Genomic DNA, 26,631 nt, shown 5'->3' on the forward strand with positions numbered 1-26,631 from the left:
ACGGACTGTCAACTCCGTTCGGGACAGCACCCCCTGGCGGGACGTCAGTGCTCGACGCCGCCCTGGAGCTTCTGGCCCCTGAGTAGGAACCAGGCAGCCGCGGCGGTGGCCAGCAGCACGGCCGCGCCGACGCCGGAGGCGAGCCGCAGCCCGTCCACGAAAGCGTCCTGGGCGGCGCCGACCATCACCTCGGCGGCGTGCGGATCCAGTGACGTGGCCGCGTCGACGGCCCCGCCGAGGGATTCGTGGGCGGCGTCGGCGACGGGTGCGGCGACGGAGTCCGGGGCGGTGAAGCCCTGGTAGACGCCGGTCACGATGGAGCCGAGCAGGGCGATGCCGAGGGCGGCGCCGAGTTCGTACGCCGTCTCGGAGACGGCGGAGGCCGAACCGGCCTGTTCCTTGGGCACGCTGGAGAGGATGACGTCGGCCGTGACGGTGAAGGAGAAGCCGGCGCCGAGGCCGACGACGAGCAGGGCCGCGCCGAGCAGCGGGTAGCCGGTCTCCTTGTGGATCACGGTGAGCACGCCGAGGGCCAGGCCGATGGCGGCGAGGCCGCCGGCGACGACGGACCGTACGGAGTGCCGGCGGGCGTACCGCCCGGCGACCAGACCGGTGACCACCGCACCGATGGCGGCGGGCAGTTCGGCCAGGCCCGCCTCCAGCGGGTCGCGGCCCTGTACGAGCTGGAGGAACTGGGAGAGGAAGAAGACCAGCCCGGAGAGGCCGAAGACGGTGAGCAGGTCGGCCAGGACCGCGCCGGAGAAGCCGCGGTGCTTGAAGAGCCGCATGTCGAGGAGCGGGGACGGCAGGGTGAACTGGCGGCGCACGAAGGCGTACAGGCACCCGGCGCCGATGACGGCGGCGGCCCAGACGCCCCAGGTCGCGCCGTGGGTGGCGACTTCCTTGACGGCGTACACGACGCCGATGACGCCTATGAGCGACAGGCCGACGCTGACCAGGTCCCAGGGTCCGGCGACCGGGTTCTTCGACTCGGGCAGCAGCTTGATGCCGACGAGGACCAGGACGATCATCACGGGCAGGTTGATGAGGAAGACCGAGCCCCACCAGAAGTGCTGGAGCAGGGCCCCGCCGACGACCGGGCCCACGGCGGCGCCGGCGGAGGCGGTGGCGCCCCAGATGCCGATGGCGAGGCTGCGCTCCTTGGGGTCGTGGAAGATGTTGCGGATCAGCGCGAGGGTGGACGGCATCAGGGTCGCGCCGGCCACGCCGAGCAGGGCCCGGGCGACGATCATCATCTCGGGGCTGGTCGCGTAGGCGCTCAGGACGGAGACGGCGCCGAAGGCCGTGGCACCGGCCAGCAGCAGCTTCTTGCGGCCGATGCGGTCGCCGAGGGAGCCCATGGAGACGAGCAGTCCGGCGATGACGAAGGAGTAGATGTCGCCGATCCACAGGAGCTGGGTGCCGGAGGGCTCCAGGTCCTCGGAGAGGGACGGGGTGGCGAGACCGAGTACGGTGGCGTCCACCGCGACCAGCAGCACGGCCAGCACGAGCACGGAGAGCGCCAGCCAGCGCCCGGGGCTCCTCCCCTCCACCCCCGTCTGCGCCTTGAGCTGTTCGGTACTGCTCATCACTCCACACTCCGTCGCGCGCCACCGAGCAGCAGCTCGATGATCATGTACTGAAAGTCCTTGGCCGCGACCCGGCCGTCCATGACGGCCCAGGCGCAGGTGCCGATGAGGCCGTAGAGGGCCTCGGTGAGCCAGGCGGGGCTCAGGTCGATCCGGACGTCACCCTCGGCCTGGCCGCGCCGGAAGAGCGCGCCGACGCGGGCGTCGAGGCGGGCCCATCCCTCGTTGACCTGGTCGCCTTCGAACAGCTGGTTCTCGGTGACGAGGAAGGCCAGCAGCTCGGCATTGGGCTCGGCCTCCGCCACGAGCCGGCGCAGCGCGTCGACCGCGCTCCCCTCGTCCAGGCGGGCGTTGTCGAAGGCGACCTCGAACTCCCGGATGCCGAGTTCTTCGAGGGCCCGTACGAGGGCGTCGCGCCCGGCGAAGTGCCGGTGGAGGGTCGCGCGCCCGATTCCGGCGGCGCGGGCGACCTCGTCCATCGTGGCGGTCGACTTGCGGGAAAGCAGGGCGGCCGCGTCGCGGAGCACCTGGTCACGATCCATGGCCATGAGACAAACATACCCCGAATGAGACGCCAGTGTCTCATTCTCGCGAAAAATAGGCTGCTTCATGGGCAGCCGGAAGGGAATCTGAGCCGATGAAGCCACTGCTGCTGATCGATGTCGACGGACCACTGAACCCCTACGCGGCCAAGCCCCAGCGCCGCCCCGAGGGGTACACCACCCACCGCATGCGACCGACGGGCTGGAGGGAGGCGGAGAGTGCGAAGCCGTTGCGGGTCTGGCTGAATCCCGCCCACGGCGCGGAGCTGCTCGCGCTGGCGGACGCGTACGAGCTGGTCTGGGCCACCACCTGGAAGGACGAGGCGAACGACTGGATAGGGCCCCACCTGGGCCTGCCGCGGCTCCCCTTCATCGACTGGCCGTCGATGCACGGCCGGGCGCCGCGCGGCACGTTCTGGAAGACGCAGTACGTCCTGGAGTACGCGGGCTCCCGGCCCTTCGCCTGGATCGACGACGACATCACGGCCATGGACCACGAGTACGTCGACCAGCTGCACCCGGCGCGGGCGCTGCTCATGCGGATCGACGAGCGGATCGGGCTGACCCGGGCGGACTTCGACAGGCTGGCGGACTGGGCGGCTTGAGCAACCGAGCGTGATTCGATCATGACTACCCGTGATCGAGGTGTTGATGCCTGCGCGTCAACGAGGCGGGTGAGGAAATAGCCCATCGAACGAATGCGCCTCGCGCGCGGCGCTCTGATCAATTGGGGTGACAGCCCCCGGAAGATCTTCCTCGGCGTCGCGGCGAGGAGGAACCTCATCAGCAGTGAGCCCTTTCCCGGGATGGGTTCACCCGTACCGAATCCGTCTTCGGCAGGGAGAGAACCATGAACGGGTCAAGGAAGCTGGCCGTAGGGATCACCGCGCTCGCACTCACCGTCGGGGGTGCGGTCGCCGTCTCGTCGGCCTCGGCCGAGCCGAGGGAGGCGGCGCGCGCCGCCGCGACCACCACCGCCTGGGCCAAGGTCGCCGCGAACGGACAAGTGCTGGGCGGGCAGGGCATCACCGGGATCAACAAGTTCGGCATCGGCCGCTACAACATCACGACTTCGTCCGGCCTCAACGGGTGCGCGCTCCTGGGCACGATCAACACCAACGGCGGGAACGACCCCGGGCCGGGCAGCTCGTCCATTCTGGTCGGCCAGGTGAACGGGAACACCCTCTTCATCCGCACCGCGACGCCGTCCGCGGGCGGCACCGCGGCCGTCGACAGCGACCGGCCGTTCTCGATCACCGTCGTCTGCTGATCCCCGCACACGCCGCAGGGTCGGTACGGGCCGTGCGGGCCCGTACCGCCCCTGCGGGCGCGTCGGCTACTGCTTGTGGATCGCCCAGGCGTGCTGGATGACCAGGTCCGCCTTCAGCTCGGTCAGCTGGACGGCGACCGCCGACGGGGCGGTGCCGCCGCGGCCGCTCCGCGACGCCAGCGCGCCCTTGACGTTCAGGACGGTCCGGACCTCGGGGGTCAGGTGCTCCGAGATCTTGGCGAACTGCTCGTCCGTCAGCTCGTCCAGCTCGATCCCGAGCACCTCGCACACCTTGACGCACTCGCCGGCCACCTCGTGCGCCACCCGGAACGGCACACCCTGCTTGACCAGCCACTCCGCGATGTCGGTGGCGAGCGAGAAGCCCGCCGGAGCCAGCTCTTCCATCCGCTCGCGGTTGACCGTCAGGGTGGCCATCATCCCGGTGAAGGCCGGCAGCAGGACCTCAAGGGTGTCGCAGGAGTCGAAGACGGGCTCCTTGTCCTCCTGGAGGTCCCGGTTGTACGCCAGCGGCAGCGCCTTGAGGGTGGCGAGCAGGCCGGTCAGGTTGCCGATGAGGCGTCCCGACTTGCCGCGCGCCAGCTCCGCGATGTCCGGGTTCTTCTTCTGCGGCATGATCGACGACCCGGTGGAGAAGGCGTCGTGCAGGGTCACGAAGGAGAACTCCTTCGTGTTCCAGATGATGATCTCCTCCGCGATCCGGGACAGGTTGATCCCGATCATCGCGGTGACGAAGGCGAACTCGGCGACGAAGTCGCGCGAGGCCGTGCCGTCGATCGAATTGCCGACCGACCCCCGCTCGAAGCCCAGGTCGGCGGCGACCGCCTCCGGGTCCAGGCCCAGCGAGGAGCCGGCAAGGGCCCCCGAACCGTACGGGGAGACCGCCGTGCGGGTGTCCCACTGCCGCAGCCGCTCCGCGTCCCGGGACAGGGACTGCACGTGGGCCAGTACGTGGTGCGCGAAGAGCACCGGCTGCGCGTGCTGGAGGTGGGTCCGGCCGGGCATCGCCACGTCCGCGTGGCTCTCGGCGAGGCCGACCAGCGCGTCCTGGAGGTCGGCGACCAGCCCGCCGATGATCCGGGCGTGGTCGCGCAGGTACATCCGGAAGAGGGTGGCCACCTGGTCGTTGCGGGACCGGCCGGCCCGCAGCTTGCCGCCGAGGTCGGGGCCGAGCCGCTCCAGCAGGCCGCGTTCCAGCGCGGTGTGCACGTCCTCGTCGGCCATGGTCCCGGTGAAGGACCCGCTCGCCACATCGGCTTCGAGCTGGTCGAGGCCGGCGATCATGCGTTCGAGCTCGTCGTGGGTGAGCAGGCCGGCCTTGTGCAGCACTCGGGCGTGCGCGCGGGAGCCCGCGATGTCGTACGGCGCGAGGCGCCAGTCGAAGTGGACCGACGCGGACAGCTTCGCGAGGGCCTCGGCCGGGCCGTCGGCAAAGCGGCCGCCCCAGAGCCGGACGTCACCGTTGTTGCTGCTCACAGCTACTGCTCCTCAAGACTGCATGGCTTCGGGTGTGCAACGGCCTCCCCGCCGCGGAGGTAACGGGGAGGCCGCATTCGCACTACGTGCTCGGCGCCGGTGACGACGGCGGGCCGCCGCACAGGGTCGCAGGCATAACTATGCAGTACTCCGTATGTTTCGTCAATCGAAGTCGCCACCGCACTCCTGACCAGCTCGTATATCGAGGGCGCCGCCCGTGGCGGCCGCCTACGATCAGCGGCAGACATCCGGGGAGGGCACATGTGGGACTTGCGACGGGACGCGGAGCGGGGGCGGGCCGCGGTGGCGATCCTGCTGAGAAGGGACCCCGATGTCGCCGTCCGCATGCTCTTCCGGAGCGGGCCGGAGGCCTGGACCGCCTTCGACAAGGACGTACGGCGTGACCGCTCCCGGCTCGGCGGGGCCCTGCCGAGCAATCGGATCGAGGCCCGCCTGTGCGACCCCGACGGACGGATCCGCGAGTCCGCGCTGAGCGCGTGGCGGCGCCCGCCGGCGCACCTCGTCGTGATCCGGTGCGCCGACTGGGTCCCGGCCGTGCGCAACCGCGCCCGGCGCGTGCTCGGCAGGATCGTGGCCCGCGACCCCGTCAGCACACTGGTCACGCTCGCCCCGCTGATCCTCCGCCTCGGCCGGCGCGAGCACGGCGCCTGGGCGGTGGAGCAGCTGGAGGCCGCCGTGAGCGGCCGGTACTCCTTGCTCGCCGCGTGGTGGCGCCCCGGGCGGGCATCGACGACGTGGAGCCTGAATTCGCTGACCAGCGAGCAGCGTGACTCCATCCTGAACCTCCTGTGCCTGCGGGCCGACCTGCCGGCCCGGCGGTTCGCCGCCCGGCTGACGTCGGAGGCCGGCCGGACCGGCGTACGGGAGCTCGCCGCGCGGGCCCGCGACGAGCGGGACCCGGTGACGAGCCGGATCTGGGTGGACGCCGCCCTGGCGGCCATGGCCGCCGACGGGCCGGACGGCGCGGCGATCGACGACCTCCTCGCCGGGCACTTTCCGCTGGTCCGGGCCGGCGGGGTCACCGCCCTGCGCCGGGCTGGCCGGGCGGCGGAGGCCGTGGACCACCTCGCCGACCGGTCCGGCACGGTCCGGGCGTGCGCCCGCTGGCTGGTCCGGCAGGGCGGCGACGACCCGTACGCCGTCACCCGCGCGCTGCTGGAGGACCCGGCCCGGGTGACCCCGAACGCCGTGACCGGCTTCGCCGAGTGCGCCGGGCCCGCGGACGCGCCGCTGCTGCGCGCGCTGCTGGAGCACCCCGCCGGTGCGGTGCGAGCCGCCGCAGTGGGCGGGCTGCGGCTGATGGACGCCACCGACCACGAGCTGCTGCGGCCGCTGTTGGACGACCCGTCGCCCGCCGTGGCCCGCGAGGTCTCCCTGAGCCTGCGCTCCGAGGCCGGGCGGCTGCCCGCCGACTGGCTGCTGGCCCGCACCGCTCCCGAGCAGCCGCTCCACACCCGCCGGGCCGCGTACCGGCTGCTGTACGCGCAGGGTGGTGTGGCGTGGCTGCGGGCCGCCGTGGAGCTGCAGGCGGTCACGGACCCGGGACTGCGGCACCTCGCCGCGCAGCACATACAAGGCCTGTGGCCCACGTACGGGCCGATGCGCCTGTCGGCCGGTGACCCGGAGGTCGGCGCCCTGCTGGACCGTTGCACGGGGCTGGCCAGCGGCTACGCCATCCGATGGATGCGCTCGCAGCTCGCAATTCCCCGTGCGGAATGCGGCATGAGCGGATACTGATCTTCATGGGAAAGCAATACGAACGCATAGACGGCCGGCTGCGCGCCTTCATCGAGGAGCAGCCGGTCTTCTTCACCGCGACCGCCCCGCTCGCGGGTGACGGGCACGTCAACCTGTCACCCAAGGGCCGCGCCGGCACCCTCGTCGTCATCGACGAGCAGACCCTCGCCTACCTGGACTTCGGCGGCAGCGGCGCCGAGACCATCGCGCACGTCCGCGAGAACGGCCGGATCACCCTGATGTGGTGCGCGTTCTCCGGCCCGCCCAACATCGTGCGCATACACGGCGAGGGCGAGGCGGTCTTCCGCGACGACCCCCGCTGGGGCGAACTGATCGCCCTGTTCGGCGAGGCCGACGGGCCGTCCGCCCGCGCGGTCATCGTCGTCCACGCCCGCCGGATCGCCGATGTGTGCGGGTACGCCGTCCCCTTGATGGAGTACCAGGGCGAGCGCACCCTCCACGCGGAGTACTTCGGCCGCAAGACGGACGAGGAGTTCGCCGAGTACTGCGAGAAGAAGGACTTCATCGGGACGAGCCTCGACGGCCTGCCTGCGCTGCCTCTGCCCCTTCCGCCCCGTACCGTCTGATATGTGCTGCGTACCGCTCTCGTCACCGGCGTAACGATCGTCACCGCCCTGCTCCCGCAGGGCATTGAGAACCATCCCCCGCTGCCCGCCCGTCTCGCCGACACCGGCGGCGGAAGCCAGCTGATCACGGCCGTCGCACCCGCTCCCGGCTCCACTACCGGTCGGCTGACCTGGTGGGACCGGCGGGCGGGGCGGTGGTACGAGGCCGGGAGCGCGGACGCCCGCTTCGGGGCGAACGGACTGACCGAGGGCGCGACCCGGACCCAGGGCACGAACACCACGCCGACGGGCCTGTACGAGCTCCCGTACGCCTTCGGGATCCGGCGCGCACCGGCCGGAACGGAGTACCGCTACCGGCGGGTGACGGACCGTTCGTGGTGGTGCCAGGACAACGCGTCCGCCAGCTACAACCGCTGGGTGGAGACGCTGCCCGCGGACTGCGCGCCGGGCGAGGCCGAGCACCTGGTGACGTACGAGAAGCAGTACGCGCACGCGCTGCTCATCGCCTTCAACTACGCCGAGCCCGTACGCGGCCGGGGCGCGGGAATCTTCCTGCACGTCAACGGCAAGGGCGCGACGGCCGGTTGCGTATCCGTACCGGAGAGGGCGATGCGGGAGATCCTGCGCTGGGCGAACCCGCGCCGCCACCCCCACATCGCGATCGGCACCTGGTCCGGGGCCCTGGACGTGACCCGGTACTAGCCGGGACGCGGGTCAGCCTTCCTTCTGGGCCAGGCGCAGGAGGTGGTCGGCCAGGGCCTGGCCGCCCGCCGGGTCACGGCTGATCAGCATCAGGGTGTCGTCGCCCGCGATCGTGCCGAGGATCTCCCGGAGTTCGGCCTGGTCGATCGCGGAGGCGAGGAACTGCGCCGCACCCGGCGGGGTGCGCAGGACCACGAGGTTCGCCGAAGCCTCCGCCGAGATCAGCAGCTCCCCGGAGAGGCGCCGCATGCGCTCCTCCTTCGCGGACTCGCCGAGCGGGGCCTGCGGGGTGCGGAAACCGCCCTCGCTGGGCACCGCGTAGATCAGCTCGCCGCCGGTGTTGCGGATCTTCACCGCGCCCAGCTCGTCGAGGTCGCGGGAGAGCGTCGCCTGGGTGACGCTCAGCCCGTCGTCGGCGAGCAGCTTGGCCAGCTGGCTCTGGGAGCGGACCGGCTGCCGGTTGAGGATGTCCACGATCCGGCGGTGGCGGGCGGTGCGGGTCTGCGGGACGGCCTGCCCGCCGTACTCGTTGTCCTGCGCCTGACTCATCGTCGTCTCATTCTCCGGATCCGTCCCCGTTGGCTGCGTCGAGGATGCCGGGCAGGTCCCGGAGGAACGCGTCCGCCTCGGCCTCGGAGAGTACGTACGGAGGCATGAGCCGTACGACGTCGGGGGCGGGCGCGTTGACCAGGTAGCCGGCGTCCTGAGCCGCCTGTTGCACCCGGGGTGCGAGGGGCTCGGTCAGCACGATACCCAGGAGAAGGCCCGCGCCGCGGACGTGGGAGACCAGCGGATGGGCGGAAGACTCGATTCCGGAGCGCAGCCGCTCGCCGCGCGCCTTGACCTGGTCGAGCAGGCCTTCGGTCGCGATGGTGTCGATGACGGCGAGGCCCGCGGCGCAGGCCACCGGGTTCCCGCCGAAGGTGGTGCCGTGCTGGCCGGGCCGGAGCAGGTCCGCGGCCGGGCCGAAGGCGACGACGGCGCCGATGGGCAGACCGCCGCCCAGCCCCTTGGCGAGGGTGACCAGGTCGGGCTCGACGCCCTCGTGGGCCTGGTGCTCGAACCACTGGCCGCACCGGCCGATGCCGGTCTGCACCTCGTCGAGGACGAGGAGGGTGCCGGTGGCGCGGGTGATCTCGCGGGCGGCCGTCAGGTAGCCGGCGGGGGGCACGACGACACCGTTCTCGCCCTGGACGGGCTCGATGACGACGAGCGCGGTCTGCTCGGTGACGGCGGCGCGCAGGGCCTCCACGTCGCCGTAGGGGACGTGCGTGACGTCACCGGGCAGCGGCAGGAAGGGGTCCTGCTTCGTCGGCTGGCCGGTGAGGGCGAGGGCGCCCATGGTCCGGCCGTGGAATCCGCCGGAGGTGGCGACCATGTGGGTCCGCCCGGTCAGCCTGCCGATCTTGAAGGCGGCTTCGACCGCCTCCGCGCCGGAGTTGCAGAAGAAGACCTTGCCGGGGCGGCCGAAGAGCTGGAGCAGCCGCTCGCCGAGCGCGATGACCGGCTCGGAGGCGTAGAGGTTGGAGACGTGGCCCAGCGTCGAGATCTGGCCGGTCACGGCCGCGACGATCGCCGGGTGGGCGTGGCCGAGGGCGTTGACCGCGATGCCGCCGACGAAGTCGGTGTACTGCTTGCCGTCCGCGTCCCAGACCTGGGCGCCCTCACCGCGTACGAGGGCCAGCGCCGGGGTGCCGTAGTTGTTGGTCAGCGCGCCCTGCCAACGGGCGCTGTACCGCTGGTTGCCGGTCTCCTGATGGCCGGTCTCCTGATCGCCGGTCACTGCGCTCCCCCTTGCTGCTCGTCGGGCACGACCATCGTGCCGATTCCCTCGTCCGTGAAGATTTCCAGCAGGATCGAGTGCTGGACCCGTCCGTCGATCACGCGGGCGGTGCTGACGCCGCCCCGGACGGCGTGCAGGCAGCCCTGCATCTTGGGCACCATGCCGCTGGACAGCTCGGGCAGCAGCTTCTCCAGCTCGCTGACGGTGAGCCTGCTGATGACCTCGTCGCTGTTGGGCCAGTCCGCGTAGAGGCCCTCGACGTCGGTGAGGACCATCAGCGTTTCGGCGCCGAGCGCGGCGGCCAGCGCCGCGGCGGCCGTGTCGGCGTTCACGTTGTACACGTGGTGGTCGTCGGCGCTGCGCGCGATGGAGGAGATGACCGGGATCCGGCCGTCCGCCAGCAGTGCCTCGATCGCGCCGGTGTCGATGGCGGTGATCTCGCCGACCCGCCCGATGTCGACGACCTCGCCGTCGATCTCCGGGCTGTGCTTGGTGGCGGTGATGGTGTGGGCGTCCTCGCCGGTCAGGCCTACGGCGAGCGGCCCGTGCTGGTTGAGCAGGCCGACCAGCTCGCGCTGGACCTGGCCCGCCAGGACCATCCGTACGACGTCCATGGCCTCGGGGGTCGTGACGCGCAGGCCCGCCTTGAATTCGCTGACCAGGCCCTGCTTGTCGAGCTGGGCGTTGATCTGGGGGCCGCCGCCGTGCACCACGACGGGCTTCAGGCCCGCCTGGCGCAGGAAGACCACGTCCTGGGCGAAGGCGGCCTTGAGGTCCTGGTCGATCATGGCGTTGCCGCCGAACTTGATGACGACGACCTTGCCGTTGTGCCGGGTGAGCCAGGGCAGGGCTTCGATGAGGATCTCCGCCTTGGGGAGAGCGGTGTGCTTCCTGGCGGTGCTCATGAGCTGTAGGCGCTGTTCTCGTGGACGTACTCGGCGGTCAGGTCGTTGGCCCAGATGACGGCGGATGCGCCGCCGGTGGACAGGTCGGCGGTGATGCGGACCTCCCGGTCCTTCATGCTGACCAGGTCGCGGTCCTCGCCGACCGAGCCGTTCTTGCAGACCCAGACGCCGTTGATCGCGACGTTCAGCCGGTCCGGGTCGAAGGCCGCCTTGGTGGTGCCGATGGCGGAGAGCACCCGGCCCCAGTTCGGGTCCTCGCCGTGGATGGCGCACTTGAGCAGGTTGTTCCGGGCGATGGACCGGCCGACCTCGACCGCGTCGTCCTCGTCGGCCGCGCCGATCACCTCGATGCGGATGTCCTTGCTGGCGCCTTCGGCGTCGCCGATCAGCTGGCGGGCGAGGTCGTCGCAGACGGTGCGTACGGCCTCGGCGAACTCCTCGTACGCGGGCACCTGGCCGGAGGCGCCGGAGGCGAGCAGCAGCACCGTGTCGTTGGTGGACATGCAGCCGTCGGAGTCGACCCGGTCGAAGGTGGTGCGGGTGGCGGAGCGCAGCGCCCGGTCGAGGGCGGGGCTGTCCACGTCGGCGTCGGTGGTGAGGACGACGAGCATGGTGGCCAGGCCCGGGGCGAGCATGCCCGCGCCCTTGGCCATGCCGCCGACGGTCCAGCCTCCCTGGGAGACGGTGGCCGTCTTGTGCACGGTGTCGGTGGTCTTGATGGCGATGGCCGCGGCCTCGCCGCCGTCCGCCGACAGGGCGGCCGCGGCGGTCTCGATGCCCGGGAGCAGCTTGTCCATGGGGAGCAGGACACCGATCAGGCCGGTGGACGCGACCGCGACCTCGCCGGCGTTGAAGTCCGCTCCGAGCGTCTCGGCGACCTTCTCGGCGGTGGCGTGGGTGTCCTGGAAGCCCTTGGGGCCGGTGCAGGCGTTGGCGCCGCCGGAGTTCAGGACGACCGCGCTCACCGTGGCGCCGCGCAGGACCTGCTCGGACCAGTGCACGGGCGCGGCCTTGACGCGGTTGGAGGTGAAGACGCCCGCGGCGGAGAGCCGCGGCCCGTGGTTGACCACGAGGGCGAGGTCCGGGTTGCCGTTCTCCTTGATCCCGGCGGCGATGCCGGCCGCGGTGAATCCCTGTGCTGCCGTGACGCTCACGGTGCCACTCCGATCGTGGAAAGCCCCAGGCTCTCGTGAAGCCCGAGGGCGATGTTCATGCTCTGTACCGCGCCGCCGGCGGTGCCCTTGGTCAGGTTGTCGATGGCGCTGATGGCGATGATGCGCTGCGCGGACTCGTCGTGGGCGACCTGCAGGTGAACGGCGTTGGATCCGTGGACGGACTTGGTGGACGGCCACTGGCCCTCGGGCAGCAGCCGTACGAAGGGCTCGTCGGCGTACGCCTTCTCGTAGGCGGCGCGCAGCGATTCGGCGGTGGTGCCGGGAAGGGCCTTGGCGGAGCAGGTGGCGAGGATGCCGCGGGCCATCGGCACGAGGGTCGGCGTGAACGACACGCTGACCTCGGTGCCCGCGAGCGGGGACAGGTTCTGCACCATCTCGGGGGTGTGCCGGTGGCCGCCGCCCACTCCGTACGGGGTGACGCTGCCCATGACCTCGGCGCCGAGCAGGTGGGTCTTGAGCGCCTTGCCCGCGCCCGAGGTGCCGGTGGCGGCGACGACGACGGCCTCCGGCCCGGCGAGCCGCGCCTGGTACGCGGGGAACAGCGCGAGGGAGACGGCGGTGGGGAAGCAGCCGGGGACGGCGATCCGCTTGGCGCCCTGTAGCGCGGCGCGCCCGCCGGGCAGCTCGGGGAGCCCGTAGGGCCAGGTCCCGGCGTGCGGGGCGCCGTAGAACCGGTCCCAGTCGGCCGAGCTCTTGAGCCGGTGGTCGGCGCCCATGTCGACGACGAGGACGTCCTCGCCGAGCTGGGCGGCGACGGCGGCGGACTGGCCGTGCGGGAGCGCGAGGAACACGACGTCGTGGCCCGCGAGGACCTCGGCGTCGGTCGCCTCCAGGGTCCGCCCCGCGAGCGGCACGAGGTGCGGCTGCAGGGAGCCGAGGAGCTGTCCGGCGTTGGAGTTGCCGGTCAGCGCGCCGATCTCCACCTCGGGGTGAGAGAGGAGCAGGCGCAGGAGTTCACCGCCCGCGTATCCACTCGCTCCGGCCACCGCTACACGTACCACCATCGGACCTCCTCATCGATGGCATGACTATACGTACCGACGCACTTTTATGCAAAGCTCGGATCACCCGGCCGGCCCGGGAAATGCGGTCACGGTTCCGGGAGGCCGTGGCGGCTTCCCCGAGGCAGGCTGTTCCCATGGGGTCACATCCTCGCGCGCGCGTTCGGCAAGGGGCGTCCTCTCGAACAGGAGCGGGCCGTCACGGCTCGGTCCTGTTCACACTGGCGAAGTGCGCGCCTTTCGCGATCGCGCTGGGCGTGCTGAGCGTCGAACTCTCGCCCGCACACGAACTGGTCACCGGCCCCATGCTCACCACGACGCCGGCGCTCGCCGCGCTGACGATGGGCCCGCTGGGCACGCTGTCCGCGGCAGCCCTCGCCGCGAGTGTGAACGCGACCTCCGCGACCTACAACCACTCGTGGGGAACCCAGACCCAGCTGATCATCGGCAACTTCCTGGCGATCATCTTGGTGTCCGTGGCCAGTGTCATGCTGAGCAAAGCGGTGCGCACCCGCAGGCAGAGCGAGCTCGAGCAGGTCCGCCGGATCGCGGTGGCGGCTCAGGAGGTCGTCCTGCGGCCCGTCCCCGAGCTCCTGGGCCCGGTACGGGCGGCCAGCCTGTGCCTCGCGGCCGGGACGGGGGCGCAGATAGGCGGCGATCTGTACGAGGCCGTGCAGACGCGCTACGGCGTCCGCCTGATCGTGGGGGACGTCCGGGGGAAGGGGCTGTCGGCCATCCGCGCGGTCGCGGTGGCATTGGGCGCGTTCCGGGAGGCCGTCCACTACGAGGACGAACTGCAGGAGGTCATGAACCATTGCTCGGCCGCGCTGCGGCGGGAGGCCGCCGTACCGGGTACCTACTCCCAGGCAGAACTTCCCGAAGTCCTCATGGAGGGATTCACCACCGCGCTCATCGCCCAGGTGCCGGAAGAGCCGGTGGTGCACCTGGTCAACCGCGGCCATCCGCCCGCCCTGGTGCTGCACCAGGGCAGGGTCCGGGCCCTGACGCCCGCCTCGCCACTGCCGCCGCTCGGTCTCGAAGACCTCGTCAGCGGTCCTCCGGCCAGGCCCGAGAGCTACCCGTTCCTGCCCGGTGACCGGCTGCTGCTCTACACCGACGGCGTGATCGAGGCCCGCGATCGTGACAACGGCTTCCTCCCCCTGCCGCAGACCATGGAGCAGATACCCGCCGGCACCTCCCCACAGGAGTTCCTGGACGAACTGCACGAGGCACTGGTCCGCCACACCGAGGGCCGCCTGACGGACGACGTGGCGATGATCCTCGTCGACCGGCTCGCGTGAAGTCCCCCCGCCCCCGTTCGTCAGCCGAGCGGGTGGCGGACCCAGACGTTCGGCTCCACGTAGACCGCGTAGCCCTGTTCCGGTTCGCAGCGGACCGGGGCGAGGGCGCCCGGGACGTGGACCGGGCCGGGCGTGTCGAAGGGCAGTCCCGTCCAGTCGCGCCACTGCGCGAGCGAGCCGGTGATCGTCATCGAGAGCGGGGCCACCGAGTCGATGACGCCGCCCGCGCGGACGTGGACGCGCAGCCAGGGGTCGTGGGGGAGCCCGTCTTCGCGGGTCCGGTACGCGTACTCGTGGATCGAGGTGTCCGGCTCGGCCGGTTTTCCGCTGGGGCGGACGGGGGCCACCGCCTCCGCGAAGCCTCGGGCACGCGCGTTCTCCCGCATCGCGGCCAGCATCATGCCGGACAGCCCCTCGCCCTGCCGGCCGGTGGCGATGCTGATCTCGATCGCGCTCACGGTGTCGGGTTCGACGCCACGTCGGCGGTCGGAGAAGGCCCACATCAGGATCCGGTCCCAGCCCTGCGCGGGCAGCACCCCGTCGCGGCCCGGTGCGTGCTGCGCGAAGGGCAGGCTGAAGCCGCGGGCGACCACCGCGTCGCCGTCCGTGGCTATCAGGACGTACTCCGGGAACTCGGCCACCATCCGCGGGTACAGCAGCCAGGCCAGTGAGTCGTGCTGGGCGAACTCGGGCCAGGAGTCCTTCATGTCCCAGAGCCGTGCCGCCAGTTCGGGCCGCTCCGCGATGGTGCTGATCATGATTCCGGTCATCGTCGCAGGTTAGGGAGGTGCCGTGGGGGGGTGCAATCGATTTACACGGGCGCCTGGAGGGAGAGGTGCCAGCGCCCCGACCAGCCCGTCAGGGTCATCGTGGACAGCGGCCGCACGTCCACGTTCCAGTAGGTCAGCGGTGGCGCCTTCAGCGCGTAGACGAGGGCCGCCCGGACCACGGAGGGCTCCGCCACCGCCACGATCCGGCCCCCGTCATCGGCCGGCCTGGTGTCCAGCCAGCCGCCGATCCGGGCGATGAAGGCGAGCAGCGACTCCCCGCCGTGCGGGGCGGCCCGCGGGTCGGTCAGCCAGAGGTCCACCGCCCCCGGTTCGTGCGCGGTCACTTCGGCGAGGGTCAGCCCCCGCCAGCGGCCCATGTCGCACTCGCGGAGCGCGGGCTGCGCGAGGGGCGCGAACCCCAGGGCCTCGCCGGTGGCCCGGCTGCGCGGGGTCGGCGAGCAGTAGCGCAGCTCGGCCGCGCCCAGCGGCACGAGCCCGTGGGCGGCGTACTCCAGCGACCGGCGGCCCGGGCCGTCCAGCGGCCGGTCGTCGTCGAAGCGCTCGGCGAGCAGCGAGGAACTGCGGGCTGCCGCGACGAGCGAAACCCGAACGTGCATGCGGTGATGGTGAGCCGCGCGGCGCACGGGGTCAAGCGTCTGAGCCGAGGCCTTGCGCCGGTCCGTGCGTCGACCCGTCCGCCGGCCTGCCCTTCAGCCGCCGGACCGCCTCCACCAGTTCGCCGGGGCCGGAGACCCCGGCGAAGCTGAGCCGTACGTACGGACCCGGCGGTTCCGCGCAGAAGTACGGGCGGCCGGGCGCGACCGCGACCCCGGCGCGCAGGGCCGCCGCCGTGAAGCCGGCGTCGTCCTCCCCGCCGGCCGGGCGTACCCACAACTGGTAGCCGCCCGAAGGCAGGTGCGGCAGTTCCAGCCCGGGCAGCTCCCGCCGCAGGGCCCCCGCGAGCACGTCCCGCCGGTGGCGCAGCTCGGCGGCCACGGTCCGCAGGTGGCGCGGCCAGGCGGGTGCGCCGACCAGCTCCAGGGCGGCTTCCTGAAGCGGCCGGGGTACGAAGAAGCTGTCCACGACCTGGATGGCGCGCAGCCGGTCCACGACCGGCCCCCGGGCCGCGAGGGCGCCCACCCGCAGGCTGGGCGAGGTGGCCTTGGTCAGGGACCGGACGTGCACCACCACCCCGTCCGCGTCCTCGGCGGCCAGTGTCGCGGGCAGCGGCCCGGCGTCCTCGTGGGCCAGGGCGCGCGCGTAGTCGTCCTCGACGACGAAGGCCCCGGCGGCCCGGGCGATCCGCAGCACCTCGCCCCGCCGCCCGGAGGCCAGCACCGTCCCGGTCGGGTTCTGGAACAGCGGCTGGCATACGAAGACCCGCGCCCCGGTCGCTTCGAAGGCGGCGGCGAGCAGCTCGGGCCGGACCCCGTCGGTGTCGACCGGAACCGGCACGGGCCGGCATCCGGAGGCGCGGGCGATGGCCAGCAGCCCGGGGTAGGTCGGGGACTCCACCAGGATCGGCGCCCCGGGCGGGGCGAGCGCCCGCAGGGCGGTGGACAGCGCGCTCTGCCCGCCCGCGGTGACCAGCACGTCGGCGGCGACGACCGATCCGCCGATCTCCCGGGCGAACCAGTCGCGCAGCTCGGGCAGCCCCTCGACGGGCGGCCGCCCCCACGCCCCGGGCCGCCGCCCGGCCCGGGCCAGCGCGGCCGCCATGGCCCGCTCGGGCTGGAGGGAGGGGTGCAGGTAGCCGCTGTTGAGCTCGATCACCCCGGGCGGCGGCGCGGCCAGCGTGGTCAGCACCCCGCTGGCGTCCACGGAACGCGGGACGACCTCCCCGGCCCCTTCCACGCTGAGGGCGACCTCCTGCCACGAGGTGTCCCCGGGCGCGGGGGCGGACGTACGCGGCCGGGCGCGGAAGACCCCGGCGCCGGGCCGGGTGACGACCAGGCCCTCGGCGGCGAGCTGGGCGAGGGCCCGGGAGACGGTGACGGGACTGACCCGGTAGTGCTCGACCAGGGCACGGCTCGACGGGAGCTTTCCACCTACTGAGTAGCGGTTGAGCTCGGACCGCAGAGAATCGGCCAGTTCCGCCACACTGCTACGCTCGTACATGACAGCACAGAATAGCGCTACCGCTCCGGTGACGATAGCGGTCGAGAGTGCCGAGGCCCATCAGCGTGAGAGCCACGCGCCCGGAGGCCGCGCGTCCGGCCGGCGCGGCACCGTCCTCGCCCTGCTCGGCGTGATCGCCTTCTCCCTGACCTTCCCCTCCACCGCCTGGGGCCTGGAGAGCTTCGGACCCTGGTCGCTGGTCGCCCTGCGCAGCGCCCTCGCGGCCGTCATCGCCGGAGCCTTCCTGCTGGCATGCCGGGTCCCGGTGCCCGCGCGCGAGCACTGGGCGGGGCTGGCCGTCGTCGCGGCCGGGGTGGTCGTCGGCTTCCCCCTGCTCACCACCCTCGCGCTGACGACCTCCACGACCTCGCACGCCGCCGTGGTGGTCGGACTGCTGCCGCTGACCACGGCCGCCCTGTCCGCGCTGCGCACCGGCGCCCGGCCCTCGCGCCGGTTCTGGGCCGCCGCCCTGGCCGGGGCCGCCGTGGTCATCGGCTTCACCGTGGCGCAGAGCGGCGGTTCGCTCTCGGCCGGCGACGCCTACCTGTTCGCCGCGCTGCTGGTGTGCGCCGCCGGGTACACCGAGGGCGGGCGCCTCGCCCGTACGCTGCCCGGCTGGCAGGTGGTCGGCTGGGCGCTGGTGCTGTGCCTGCCCCTCAGCCTCGCCGGCTCCGCGCTGGGGCTCGCGTACGAGCCGGTGCACCTGACCGGCCACGGGGTGGCCGGCCTGGTGTGGGCGGCGGCCGGCTCCACCTTCCTCGGCCTGTACGTCTGGTACCGGGGCATGGCCGAGATCGGCGCGCCGCGGGCCAGCCAGCTCCAGCTCGCCCAGCCGCTGCTGACCCTGGTCTGGTCGGTGGCGCTCCTCGGCGAGCGGCTGTCGCCCGCCGCTCCGGTGGCCGCCTGCGCGGTCCTCGTCTGCATCGCCGTGACCCAACGGGTCAAATAGGGCAGGAACGACCTAAACTGCTAGCACCGGATCGGACCGCCACCGAGGAGGTCAGTTATGCGCGCGACCGAGGGCGACCAGCTGGTGCAGCACGGCAGGATCGTCGGACAGCACGACAAGGTGGGCGAGATCACCCAGGTCCTGGGCGAAAACGGAACTCCCCCGTACCGGGTCCGCTTCCAGGACGGTCATGAGGCCCTGATGGCTCCCGGACCCGACTGCACGGTCCGCCACCCAGCAGAGTCCGAACACTGAATCAGCGCGGGGGCACCGCCGAACCGTAGTGGTCGGCGACCACCCGGGCCATGGCTCCGTTGGGGTCCGCGGCCACCTGCTTCGCCGAGAAGTAGGCGTGGCCGCGGACCTCCGGGTATCCGCGGGCGAACCGGACGTGCTTCGACAGCTCCGCCGGGTCGCGCCAGGCCACGGTGGGGCTGTCCGCGTCGCAGCGGTACAGCGCCTCCCCCACGTACAGCTGCACCTTCGTGCCCGCGACGGTCCGCGCCCACCAGGGGACGATGTCGGCGTAGTCGGCGGTCGGGTGCCCGATCTGCCAGTAGGCCTGCGGCACGACGTAGTCGATCCAGCCCTCGGTGACCCACTTGCGGGTGTCCGCGTACAGGTCGTCGTAGGTGCCGAGGCCCGCCCGCGTGGCCGAACCGCGCGGGTCGCGGTCGGAGTTGCGCCATACCGCGAAGGGGCTGGCGCCGAACCGGACCGCGGGCCGCAGCGCCCGCAGCCGCGCGGACATCTCGCTGACCAGGGTGTCGGTGTTGTGGCGGCGCCAGTCGGCGCGGGAGGGGAAGGCCGCCCCGTGTTCCTCGTAGGCCTCGTCGTCGTCGAAGTCCTCGCCCTCGACCGGGTAGGGGTAGAAGTAGTCGTCCCAGTGCACCCCGTCCACCGGGTAGCGGGTGACGGCGTCGAGCATGGCCTCCTGGACGAAGTGCCGCACCTCGGGCATGCCGGGGTTGTAGAAGAGCTTCCCGCCGTACTCGACGGTCCAGTCGGGATTGAGCCTGGCCGGGTGCTCGGGTGCCAGCAGGTCGAGGTCGGTGTGGTTGGCCACCCGGTACGGGTTGAACCAGGCGTGCAGCTCCAGTCCGCGGGCGTGCGCCTCGGTGACGGCCGTGCCCAGCGGGTCCCAGCCCGGATCCACCCCCTGCTCGCCCGTCAGCCACTGCGACCACGGCTCCAGCCGGGAGGGCCACAGCGCGTCGGCCGCCGGCCGGACCTGGAGGATCACCGCGTTCAGCCGGCGCTTCACGGCCGTGTCCAGGAGGCCGAGCAGCTCCGCCCGCTGCTCCCGGGCCGTGAGCCCGCTCTCGGAGGGCCAGTCCACGTTCGCCACGGAGGCGATCCACATCCCCCGGAACTCCGCGGCCGCCGCCGTGCGGGCCCGCGCGGGCGCCGCCGCCGTCGCGAGCCCCGCCCCGCCCGATACCGCCGAGGCCAGCGCCCCTGCGGCCCCCGCCAGCAGCCCCCGCCGCCCGATGTACGTCATGTGACGACTCCGTTCCGTTCCGTGACATCGCTCCGTGTCCGCCCAGCATGCCCGCCCCGGCCCGCCACCGCGGGCAAGGTCGGGGGTAACGTCGGGGGGCGTGGCGGGCGCCGGAACGCAGTTACCACTGCCAGGCCCGGGGGACCCGCGATGGATGAGCAGCGAAAGGCACGAAGTGACGGACCTCTCTACCCTCCCGACCGACATCACACGGGTCGGCGTAGTGGGCTGCGGCCAGATGGGCGCGGGCATCGCGGAGGTGTGCGCCCGCAGCGGTCTTGAGGTAAAGGTCGCCGAGACCACCGGCGAGGCCCTGGAGATCGGGCGCACCCGGCTGCACAGCTCCCTGACGAAGGCCGCCGAACGCGGCAAGATCAGCGAGGAGGAGCGGGACGCCACCCTGGCCCGCCTCACCTTCACCACCGACCTCGGCGAGTTCGCCGACCGCGACCTCGTCATCGAGGCCGTCGTCGAGAACGAGCAGGTCAAGACGGAGATCTTCCAGGTCCTCGACCAGGTGATCACCCGCCCGGACGCGATCCTCGCCTCCAACACCTCCTCGATCCCGCTGGTCAAGCTGGCCGTCGCGACCTCGCGGCCCGACCAGGTCATCGGCATCCACTTCTTCAACCCGGCCCCGGTCCAGAAGCTCGTCGAGCTGATCCCGGCGCTGACGACGGGCGAGGAGACCGTCAAGCGGGCCGAGGCCCTGGTGCGGGACGTGCTGGGCAAGCACGCGGTCCGCGCCCAGGACCGTTCCGGCTTCGTCGTCAACGCGCTCCTCGTCCCGTACCTGCTGTCCGCGATCCGGATGTTCGAGTCCGGCATCGCGAGCCGCGAGGACATCGACAACGGCATGGAACTGGGCTGCGCCCACCCGATGGGCCCGCTCAAGCTGTCCGACCTGATCGGCCTGGACACCATCGCCTCGATCGCCGACTCGATGTACGCGGAGTACAAGGAGCCTCTGTACGCCGCTCCCCCGCTGCTCCAGCGGATGGTCGACGCGGGCCGCCTGGGCCGCAAGTCGGGCGCGGGCTTCTACCCGTACGGCTGAGTACTACGGCCTGCCCAGCCTGAGGTGGTGCAGGAGCAGCAGCCCGGCCGCCATGTTGGCGGCCGGGATCTCCCCGCGCGCGATCATGTCCGGCACCAGTTTCAGCGGGACCCATTCGCGGCGTGAGGACTCGAAGTCGTCCTCGGGATGACCGGTGTACGTGGCCCCGTCCGCCCAGTAGAGGTGGTGGCGGGCGTCGGTCAGCCCGTTGGACGGCTCGACGGTCATCAGGTGGTGGAGCGGGCCGGGACGCCAGCCCGACTCCTCCTCCATCTCCCGCGCGGCCGCGGTCAGCGCGGACTCCCCGTCCTCGACCACCCCGGCGGGCAGCTCCCACCCCCAGCTGTCGGTGATGAAGCGGTGCCGCCACAGCAGCAGCACCTCGTTGGCCTCGTTGACGGCCGTGGCGACGGCGACCGGGCGCAGCCGGATCACGAAGTGGTCCAGGTGCCGGCCGTCGGGGAGTTCCACATCGGCGAGATTCACGTCGAACCAGCGGTTCTTGTACACAGTCTGCTCACTCAGGTTCGTCCACTGCACGGCTGTGCCACCTTCCGTTCGAATTGGTGGCAACATGGCAGCAGTTCGCGCCGTCACAGGGGAACGCGCAGCGCCCCGTCGATGAGCTGTGCCGTCTCCTCCGCGCCCGAACAACCGCTGGTCAGCAGCTGTTCGCGGACCGCCCGCAACCGGTCGCGCAGTCGCAGCGACTCCATCCCCTTGGCCCGCTCGGCCATTTCGGCCGCGGCCGCCACCGCCCGGTCCGCCTCTCCCTGGCGCAGCTGGATCTCGCACAGCATCGCCAGCCGGTGCACCCGGCCGCGGTCGTGCGCCGGGGTTCCGACGGCGGCGGTCGCCTGCTCGTGCGCGGCGGCGAGGTCCCCCAGCCCGAGCAGCGCCTCGGCGACCTGGACGTTGACGAGCCCCGGCTGTACGTAGCCGGTCTCGTCCGGTTCGGTGCCCGGCCTGATCCGCTCGGCCGCCGCCTCCGCATTCCGGATGCAGGCCAACGCGGCCCGGGTGTCGCCGAGTTGGGCGTACGCCTTGGCCTGCATGGCGTACAGGTCGGCAGCCAGCGCCGGGGTGGTGTGCCGACCGGCGGCACGCAGCGCGGCCTCGGCGAAGGCCACGGCCTGACGGTACTCGCGCAGGTGCAGGGACTGGTTGACGATCAGCGCGATGACGTACGCCCCGAGGCCGCGGTCCCCGCTCGCCTTGGCCAGGCGCAGGGCCTGGTGGAAGTAGCGCTGGGCGAGCCCGTGGGCGTCCGAGTCGTACGCGCAGATCCCCGCCACCGCCACGAGGGACCCGGTGGCCCGGTGCAGCCGCCGGCCGAGCGCATCGGGGTAGCTGCCGCGCAGCATGGGCGCGGTCTCGCTGCCGAGGAAGCGGACGATGCGGTCCCGGGTGGCCACCCCGCCGGCCCGCCGGTACATCAGCTCGTAGTGCGCGCGGGCGGCCCGCAGGATCTCGATGTGCTCGGGCCCGATCCGGTCCGGGCCCTCGCGGGAGACGTCGGCGTCCTCGGGCGGGTTCTCCCATTCCCAGACGGGTATGACGGCGGGCGTTCCGGTGACCGCCTCGGCGGTGAGCAGCTGGGGCCGGGCCTGCCCGTCGGAACGCCACAGGGCCGCCGCCCGGTCGACGAAGCCGCTGAGCGGGGAGGCGGTCGCGGAGGCGGCCTGACCGGGCACGCCGAGCCCGATGTCGTCCAGCCCGACGGGCCGCCTCAGCCGGCCGCCGAGCACCTCGCAGATCAGGTCGGGGACCTGGCCTCGGGGCCGCTGGCCCTTCAACCACCGGGCGACGGCGGTGTGTTCGTAGCGCAGGGCGAGTCCGCGGCTGCGGCCTGCCTGGTTCACGTACGCGGCGAGTCCGGCGTGGGACATTCCCGCCTCGGCGAGGAGGGCATCGAGCAGGACATTGGGCTGCATGGGCCGCTCCAAGGGCTCGTCGTTCTCAGGCTAGTGGGTGCGCGGTTCACACGGGGTGTGAACCGTGTACGCGCATAAATGCGATACGCACCCTGCCGCAGACGGGCCGTTCGGCGGTTCACTTAAGGGCCTCGCCAAGAGGCAGCTCGGGTCGTCGGCTCCCCCTCGTACAGTGCGACGACCCGTCACCGCGCCGCCCGTCCTGCTGTCTGCCCGACACTCCACGGCAGGCGGGCGGCGTCCCGGTTCCGCCGGCGCCCGGTTGGTCGCCGGGCCCCGGCGGAACCGGCACCACCCCACCGGCGCTCGAGGTCGGTCACCCGAACGGATGAGGGGCGCATCCGGTGGTCCGGATGCGCCCCTCGACAGGCCTCGCAGTGGGCGCTACGCGCCCCGGAGCACCGCCCCGGTCCGCTCGCCGGCCAGGGCCACGGCCGCGTCACGGGCCGCCGTGGACTCCTCCGCCGTCAGCGTGCGGTCCGCCGCACGGAAGCGCAGCGCGTACGCCAGGGACTTCTTGCCCTCACCGACCTGCTCACCGGTGAACACGTCGAACAGCCGCAGAGATTCGAGGAGTTCACCCGCGCCCTTGCGCAGGGCGGCCTCGACGGAAGCCGCCGGAACCGACGCGTCCACGATCAGCGCGACGTCCTGGGTCGCCACCGGGAAGGAGGAGATCCGGGGCGCCTGGAGGGCGTCGCCACCGGCCGCGGCGAGGCGGTCCAGGTCGAGTTCCATCGCGCTGGTGCGGGCCGGCAGGCCCATCGCCTTGACGACGCGCGGGTGCAGCTCACCGGCGTGGCCGATGACCGTCTCCACCCCGTTCAGGGTGACGACCAGCTCGGCGCAGCGGCCCGGGTGCCAGGGACCGTACTGGCCCTGGCGGACGACGAGCTCGGCGCCGGCCAGGCCGGCCAGCGAGCGCGCGGCCTGGACCGCGTCCGCCCAGTCGGCCGGGCGGCCCTTGCCCCACCAGCCGGCCTGCTCGCGCGCGCCGGCCAGCACGACCGCGGCGTACCGCGGCTGCGCGGGCAGGGCCGCGTTCAGGGTGGCGATCTCCTCGTCCGTGGGACGCCGGTCGACGGGCAGCCGTACGGCGACACCCGGCTGCGCGGCGGCCCGGAAGACCGAACCGGTCTCGAAGAGCGCGAGGTCGTGGCTGCCCCGGCTGTCGTTGCGGCGCAGCGCGCCCAGCAGACCCGGCAGCAGCGTGGTGCGCAGCGCCGGCTCCTCGTCGGAGATCGGGTTGACCAGCTTGACGACCTGGCGGGCGGCGTCGTGCGCCGGCAGCTGGAGCTGGTCGAAGACGCCCTCACCGATGAACGGGTAGCTCAGCGCCTCGACGTAGCCCGCGCCGGCCAGCGCGCGGCCGACCTGGCGGTGCAGCTGCTGCCGCGCGGTCAGACCGCGGCCGGAGGGCACCTGCGGAAGGGTCGACGGGAGGTTCCCGTAGCCCTCCAGCCGGATGACCTCTTCGGCGAGGTCGTTGGGCTCGGCGAGGTCGGGCCGCCACGAGGGGACGGTGATGACGAGCTCGTCCTGGCCGTAGACGTCGCAGCCGATCTCCTGGAGACGGCGTACGACGGTCTCGCGGCCGTAGTCCATGCCCGCGACCCGGTCCGGGTGGTCCGCGCTCATCGCGATGGTGCGCGGGGCGCCCGGGGCGAGGAACTCGGTCACGCCGGCCTCGGCGGTGCCGCCCGCGAGGAGCACGAGCAGGTCGACGGTCCGCTGCGCGGCCGCAGCGGCGGCGAGCGGGTCGACGCCCCGCTCGAAGCGCTTGGAGGCCTCCGAGGAGAGCTTCAGACGGCGGGCGGTGCGCGAGATCGACACGGAGTCGAAGTGCGCGGCCTCGATGACGACGTCCGTGGTCCCGGTGACGGCGCCCGTCTCGGGGTCGGTCACGGAGTCGGCGATCTCGGTGTTGGCGCCGCCCATGACACCGGCGAGGCCGATCGGCCCGCTGTTGTCGGTGATCACCAGGTCCTCGGCGTCGAGCGTGCGCTTGACCCCGTCGAGGGTGGTGAACTTCTCGCCCTGCTCGGCACGGCGGACACCGATGGTGCCCTCGATGCTGGAGCGGTCGTAGGCGTGCAGCGGCTGGCCGAGCTCCAGCATCACGTAGTTGGTGATGTCCACGGCGAGCGAGATCGGGCGCATGCCGGCCTTCTGGAGGCGGCGGGTGAGCCAGATCGGGGAGCGCGCGTCGGGGTCGAGGCCGGTCACCGTGCGGGCGGTGAAGCGGTCGCAGCCGGCCGGGTCGTCGACCTTGACCGGGTAGCCGTACGAGTTCGGCGCGGGCACGTCGAGCAGCGCCGGGTCGCGCAGCGGCAGGCCGTACGCGGTCGCCGCCTCGCGGGCGACACCGCGCATGGACATGCAGTAGCCGCGGTCCGGGGTGATGTCGATGTCGAGGACCTCGTCGACGAGCTGGAGCAGCTCGATCGCGTCGGTGCCGACCTCGTGCTCGGGCGGCAGCACGATGATGCCGTGCGTGCCGTCGTCGCCCATGCCCAGCTCGTCGCCGGAGCAGATCATGCCGTGCGAGGTGCGGCCGTACGTCTTGCGCGAGGCGATCGCGAAGTCGCCGGGCAGGACCGCGCCGGGCAGGACCACGACGACCTTGTCGCCGACGGAGAAGTTCCGGGCGCCGCAGACGATCTCCTGCGGCTCGCCGGTGCCGTTGGCCTGGCCGACGTCGACCGTGCAGAAGCGGATCGGCTTGCGGAAGCCCTCCAGCTCCTCGATGGTCAGCACCTGACCGACGACGAGCGGGCCCTTCAGGCCGCCGCCGAGCTGCTCGACGGTCTCGACCTCGAGGCCGGCGTCGACGAGCTTGTGGGCCACGTCACGGCCGGTCTCACCCGCGGGGAGGTCGACGTACTCCCGCAGCCAGGAAAGCGGGACGCGCATCAGATCTCACTCCCGAACGGCCGGGTGAAGCGAACGTCACCCTCGACCATGTCTCGCATGTCTTCTACGTTGTGACGGAACATCAGCATCCGCTCGATGCCGAACCCGAAGGCGAACCCGCTGTACTTCTCCGGGTCCACACCGCAGGCGATGAGCACCTTGGGGTTGACCATGCCGCAGCCGCCGAGCTCGATCCAGCCCTCGCTGGAGCAGGTACGGCACGGGCGGTCGGGGTTGCCCACCGACTCGCCGCGGCACACGTAGCACTGCATGTCCATCTCGGCGGACGGCTCGGTGAAGGGGAAGAAGTGCGGGCGCAGGCGCGTGGTGGTGCCCTCGCCGAACAGCTCCTGGACCATGTGGTCCATGGTGCCCTTGAGGTCGGCCATGGTCAGGCCCTCGTCCACGGCGAGCAGCTCGACCTGGTGGAAGACCGGGGTGTGCGTCGCGTCGAGCTCGTCGGTGCGGTACACCCGGCCCGGGCACACGATGTAGACGGGGGGCTTGCGCTCCAGCAGCGAGCGCGCCTGCACCGGGGAGGTGTGGGTGCGCAGCACGACGCCGGACTCGTCGCCCTCGGTGCCTTCCGGCCCCTGGACGAAGAAGGTGTCCTGCATCTGGCGCGCCGGGTGGTCGGGCGTGAAGTTGAGGGCGTCGAAGTTGAACCACTCCGCCTCGACCTCGGGCCCCTCGGCGACCTCGTACCCCATGGCCACGAAGATGTCCGCGATGCGGTCCATCAGCGTGGTCAGGGGGTGCCGGGCGCCGGCGGGAACGCGGTCGTAGGGCAGCGTGACGTCCACGGCCTCCTCGACCAGCACCCGCTCGTCGCGCTCGGCTTCGAGCTCGACCGTGCGGGCCCCGAAGGCCTTGTTCACGGCCCCGCGGGCCTGGCCCACGCGCTTGCCCGCCTCGGCCTTGGCCTGGGGGGGCAGGGCGCCGATCTCGCGGTTGGCGAGCGCCAGGGGCGAGCGGTCGCCCATGTGCGCGGTCTTCGCCTCACGCAGCGCGTCGAGGTCGCCGGCGGACGCGAAGGCGGCGAGCGCCTCGTCCCGCATGCGCTCGATCTCTTCCGGTTTCAGTGCCTCGACCTCGACAGGGTCGTACGACTTGTTCGGTGCCGACATCTCTTCCCGTACTTCCGATGGCTGGCTGGTGGATCCCCGCGCGGTGCGCTCGACCGACACGCTCGCCACGAGGACACAAAGGTGCCAAAGGACGAGTCTAAAGGCCGCTGGGGGTGAAGGAGGCCCGTGGGCCGCCTGGCGAGACGCTCCGCAGT

The 26,631-nt window shown here is 72.3% G+C and carries 25 protein-coding genes; 9 read left to right on the forward strand and 16 right to left on the reverse strand.

The genetic code is table 11. From position 1 onward, the window contains the following. Positions 1-44 precede the first annotated feature (44 nt). Positions 45-1,589 carry an MFS transporter gene (locus OG737_RS04260; RefSeq protein ID WP_328924788.1) on the reverse strand — a complete coding sequence of 515 codons (1,545 nt, stop codon included), beginning with the start codon at positions 1,587-1,589 and terminating at the stop codon, positions 45-47. After that, the gene (locus OG737_RS04265; protein ID WP_405921201.1) at positions 1,589-2,137 is read right to left on the reverse strand and encodes a TetR/AcrR family transcriptional regulator; all 549 of its coding nucleotides are present in this window, start codon (positions 2,135-2,137) and stop codon (positions 1,589-1,591) included. The genes OG737_RS04260 and OG737_RS04265 overlap by 1 nt, the downstream gene beginning before the upstream one ends. Before the next feature lie 89 nt (positions 2,138-2,226). Here OG737_RS04265 and OG737_RS04270 point away from each other — a divergent pair, with 89 nt between their 5' ends. Further along, complete coding sequence (locus OG737_RS04270) at positions 2,227-2,736, forward strand: HAD domain-containing protein (protein WP_405921202.1); 510 nt, start codon at positions 2,227-2,229, stop codon at positions 2,734-2,736. A 245-nt stretch (positions 2,737-2,981) separates the two neighbouring features. Beyond that, positions 2,982-3,401: a hypothetical protein gene (locus OG737_RS04275; protein ID WP_328924791.1), complete on the forward strand. Its 420-nt coding sequence runs from the start codon at positions 2,982-2,984 to the stop codon at positions 3,399-3,401. 66 nt (positions 3,402-3,467) lie between these two features. On the opposite strand, the gene argH is transcribed toward OG737_RS04275, so the two are convergent. Continuing rightward, a complete protein-coding gene (argH, locus tag OG737_RS04280) occupies positions 3,468-4,895 on the reverse strand; it encodes an argininosuccinate lyase (RefSeq protein ID WP_405921203.1) in 1,428 nt (475 codons plus the stop codon). Positions 4,896-5,156: 261 nt separating this feature from the next. On the opposite strand from argH, the gene OG737_RS04285 reads away from it, so the two are divergent. Genes OG737_RS04285 through OG737_RS04295 form a run of 3 tightly spaced genes read left to right on the forward strand, consistent with a single transcriptional unit; the run spans position 5,157 to position 7,942 of the window. Beyond that, positions 5,157-6,653, forward strand: coding sequence for a hypothetical protein (locus tag OG737_RS04285; RefSeq protein ID WP_405921204.1), 1,497 nt, complete (start codon positions 5,157-5,159; stop codon positions 6,651-6,653). A gap of 5 nt (positions 6,654-6,658) precedes the next feature. Further along, positions 6,659-7,240 (forward strand): pyridoxamine 5'-phosphate oxidase family protein, encoded by a 582-nt coding sequence (locus OG737_RS04290; RefSeq protein WP_328924794.1) that lies wholly within the window; start codon positions 6,659-6,661, stop codon positions 7,238-7,240. Positions 7,241-7,246: 6 nt separating this feature from the next. After that, a complete protein-coding gene (locus tag OG737_RS04295) occupies positions 7,247-7,942 on the forward strand; it encodes a L,D-transpeptidase (protein WP_405681449.1) in 696 nt (231 codons plus the stop codon). 12 nt (positions 7,943-7,954) lie between these two features. On the opposite strand, the gene OG737_RS04300 is transcribed toward OG737_RS04295, so the two are convergent. The 5 genes from OG737_RS04300 to argC are packed head-to-tail and all read right to left on the reverse strand — an operon-like array spanning position 7,955 to position 12,809. Further along, the gene (locus OG737_RS04300) at positions 7,955-8,491 is read right to left on the reverse strand and encodes an arginine repressor (protein ID WP_328924795.1); all 537 of its coding nucleotides are present in this window, start codon (positions 8,489-8,491) and stop codon (positions 7,955-7,957) included. Positions 8,492-8,498: 7 nt separating this feature from the next. Next, positions 8,499-9,725 (reverse strand): acetylornithine transaminase, encoded by a 1,227-nt coding sequence (locus tag OG737_RS04305; protein WP_328924796.1) that lies wholly within the window; start codon positions 9,723-9,725, stop codon positions 8,499-8,501. Then, positions 9,722-10,630, reverse strand: a complete 909-nt coding sequence (argB, locus tag OG737_RS04310; RefSeq protein ID WP_328924797.1) for an acetylglutamate kinase — start codon at positions 10,628-10,630, stop codon at positions 9,722-9,724. The genes OG737_RS04305 and argB overlap by 4 nt, the downstream gene beginning before the upstream one ends. Beyond that, positions 10,627-11,784, reverse strand: a complete 1,158-nt coding sequence (argJ, locus tag OG737_RS04315; protein WP_328924798.1) for a bifunctional glutamate N-acetyltransferase/amino-acid acetyltransferase ArgJ — start codon at positions 11,782-11,784, stop codon at positions 10,627-10,629. Before argJ ends, argB begins: the two co-directional genes overlap by 4 nt. After that, the gene (gene argC / locus OG737_RS04320; protein WP_328924799.1) at positions 11,781-12,809 is read right to left on the reverse strand and encodes an N-acetyl-gamma-glutamyl-phosphate reductase; all 1,029 of its coding nucleotides are present in this window, start codon (positions 12,807-12,809) and stop codon (positions 11,781-11,783) included. The genes argJ and argC overlap by 4 nt, the downstream gene beginning before the upstream one ends. 254 nt (positions 12,810-13,063) lie before the next feature. On the opposite strand from argC, the gene OG737_RS04325 reads away from it, so the two are divergent. Then, entirely contained in the window at positions 13,064-14,107 is a 1,044-nt protein-coding gene (locus OG737_RS04325; RefSeq protein ID WP_328924800.1) for a PP2C family protein-serine/threonine phosphatase, read from the forward strand. Between the two features lie 20 nt (positions 14,108-14,127). On the opposite strand, the gene OG737_RS04330 is transcribed toward OG737_RS04325, so the two are convergent. The 3 genes from OG737_RS04330 to OG737_RS04340 are packed head-to-tail and all read right to left on the reverse strand — an operon-like array spanning position 14,128 to position 16,995. After that, complete coding sequence (locus tag OG737_RS04330; protein WP_328924801.1) at positions 14,128-14,877, reverse strand: N-acetyltransferase; 750 nt, start codon at positions 14,875-14,877, stop codon at positions 14,128-14,130. Between the two features lie 41 nt (positions 14,878-14,918). Further along, positions 14,919-15,494, reverse strand: a complete 576-nt coding sequence (locus OG737_RS04335; RefSeq protein ID WP_328924802.1) for a histidine phosphatase family protein — start codon at positions 15,492-15,494, stop codon at positions 14,919-14,921. Positions 15,495-15,525: 31 nt separating this feature from the next. Beyond that, the gene (locus tag OG737_RS04340; RefSeq protein ID WP_328924803.1) at positions 15,526-16,995 is read right to left on the reverse strand and encodes a PLP-dependent aminotransferase family protein; all 1,470 of its coding nucleotides are present in this window, start codon (positions 16,993-16,995) and stop codon (positions 15,526-15,528) included. Between OG737_RS04340 and OG737_RS04345 the strand changes: the two genes are divergently transcribed. Further along, positions 16,994-17,944, forward strand: a complete 951-nt coding sequence (locus OG737_RS04345; RefSeq protein WP_405921205.1) for a DMT family transporter — start codon at positions 16,994-16,996, stop codon at positions 17,942-17,944. The genes OG737_RS04340 and OG737_RS04345 overlap by 2 nt on opposite strands. A gap of 57 nt (positions 17,945-18,001) precedes the next feature. Then, positions 18,002-18,199 carry a DUF1918 domain-containing protein gene (locus OG737_RS04350; RefSeq protein WP_328924805.1) on the forward strand — a complete coding sequence of 66 codons (198 nt, stop codon included), beginning with the start codon at positions 18,002-18,004 and terminating at the stop codon, positions 18,197-18,199. A gap of 1 nt (position 18,200) precedes the next feature. Here the strand turns inward: OG737_RS04350 and OG737_RS04355 are convergent, their stop codons facing one another. Beyond that, a complete protein-coding gene (locus tag OG737_RS04355) occupies positions 18,201-19,445 on the reverse strand; it encodes a family 10 glycosylhydrolase (protein WP_328924806.1) in 1,245 nt (414 codons plus the stop codon). 154 nt (positions 19,446-19,599) lie between these two features. Here OG737_RS04355 and OG737_RS04360 point away from each other — a divergent pair, with 154 nt between their 5' ends. Next, entirely contained in the window at positions 19,600-20,502 is a 903-nt protein-coding gene (locus OG737_RS04360) for a 3-hydroxybutyryl-CoA dehydrogenase (protein WP_328924807.1), read from the forward strand. A 3-nt stretch (positions 20,503-20,505) separates the two neighbouring features. Here the strand turns inward: OG737_RS04360 and OG737_RS04365 are convergent, their stop codons facing one another. The 4 genes from OG737_RS04365 to pheS all read right to left on the reverse strand — a co-directional run bounded on the left by OG737_RS04365 (position 20,506) and on the right by pheS (position 26,476). Further along, positions 20,506-21,042 carry an NUDIX hydrolase gene (locus OG737_RS04365; protein WP_328924808.1) on the reverse strand — a complete coding sequence of 179 codons (537 nt, stop codon included), beginning with the start codon at positions 21,040-21,042 and terminating at the stop codon, positions 20,506-20,508. Between the two features lie 53 nt (positions 21,043-21,095). Further along, positions 21,096-22,436 (reverse strand): transcriptional regulator, encoded by a 1,341-nt coding sequence (locus tag OG737_RS04370; RefSeq protein WP_328924809.1) that lies wholly within the window; start codon positions 22,434-22,436, stop codon positions 21,096-21,098. A gap of 384 nt (positions 22,437-22,820) precedes the next feature. Next, a complete protein-coding gene (gene pheT / locus OG737_RS04375) occupies positions 22,821-25,349 on the reverse strand; it encodes a phenylalanine--tRNA ligase subunit beta (RefSeq protein ID WP_328924810.1) in 2,529 nt (842 codons plus the stop codon). Then, positions 25,349-26,476 carry a phenylalanine--tRNA ligase subunit alpha gene (gene pheS, locus OG737_RS04380; RefSeq protein WP_328924811.1) on the reverse strand — a complete coding sequence of 376 codons (1,128 nt, stop codon included), beginning with the start codon at positions 26,474-26,476 and terminating at the stop codon, positions 25,349-25,351. The genes pheT and pheS overlap by 1 nt, the downstream gene beginning before the upstream one ends. Positions 26,477-26,631: the final 155 nt, after the last annotated feature.

Origin of the sequence: Streptomyces sp. NBC_00122 (assembly GCF_045160845.1) — a bacterium.
GTDB lineage: Bacteria > Actinomycetota > Actinomycetes > Streptomycetales > Streptomycetaceae > Streptomyces.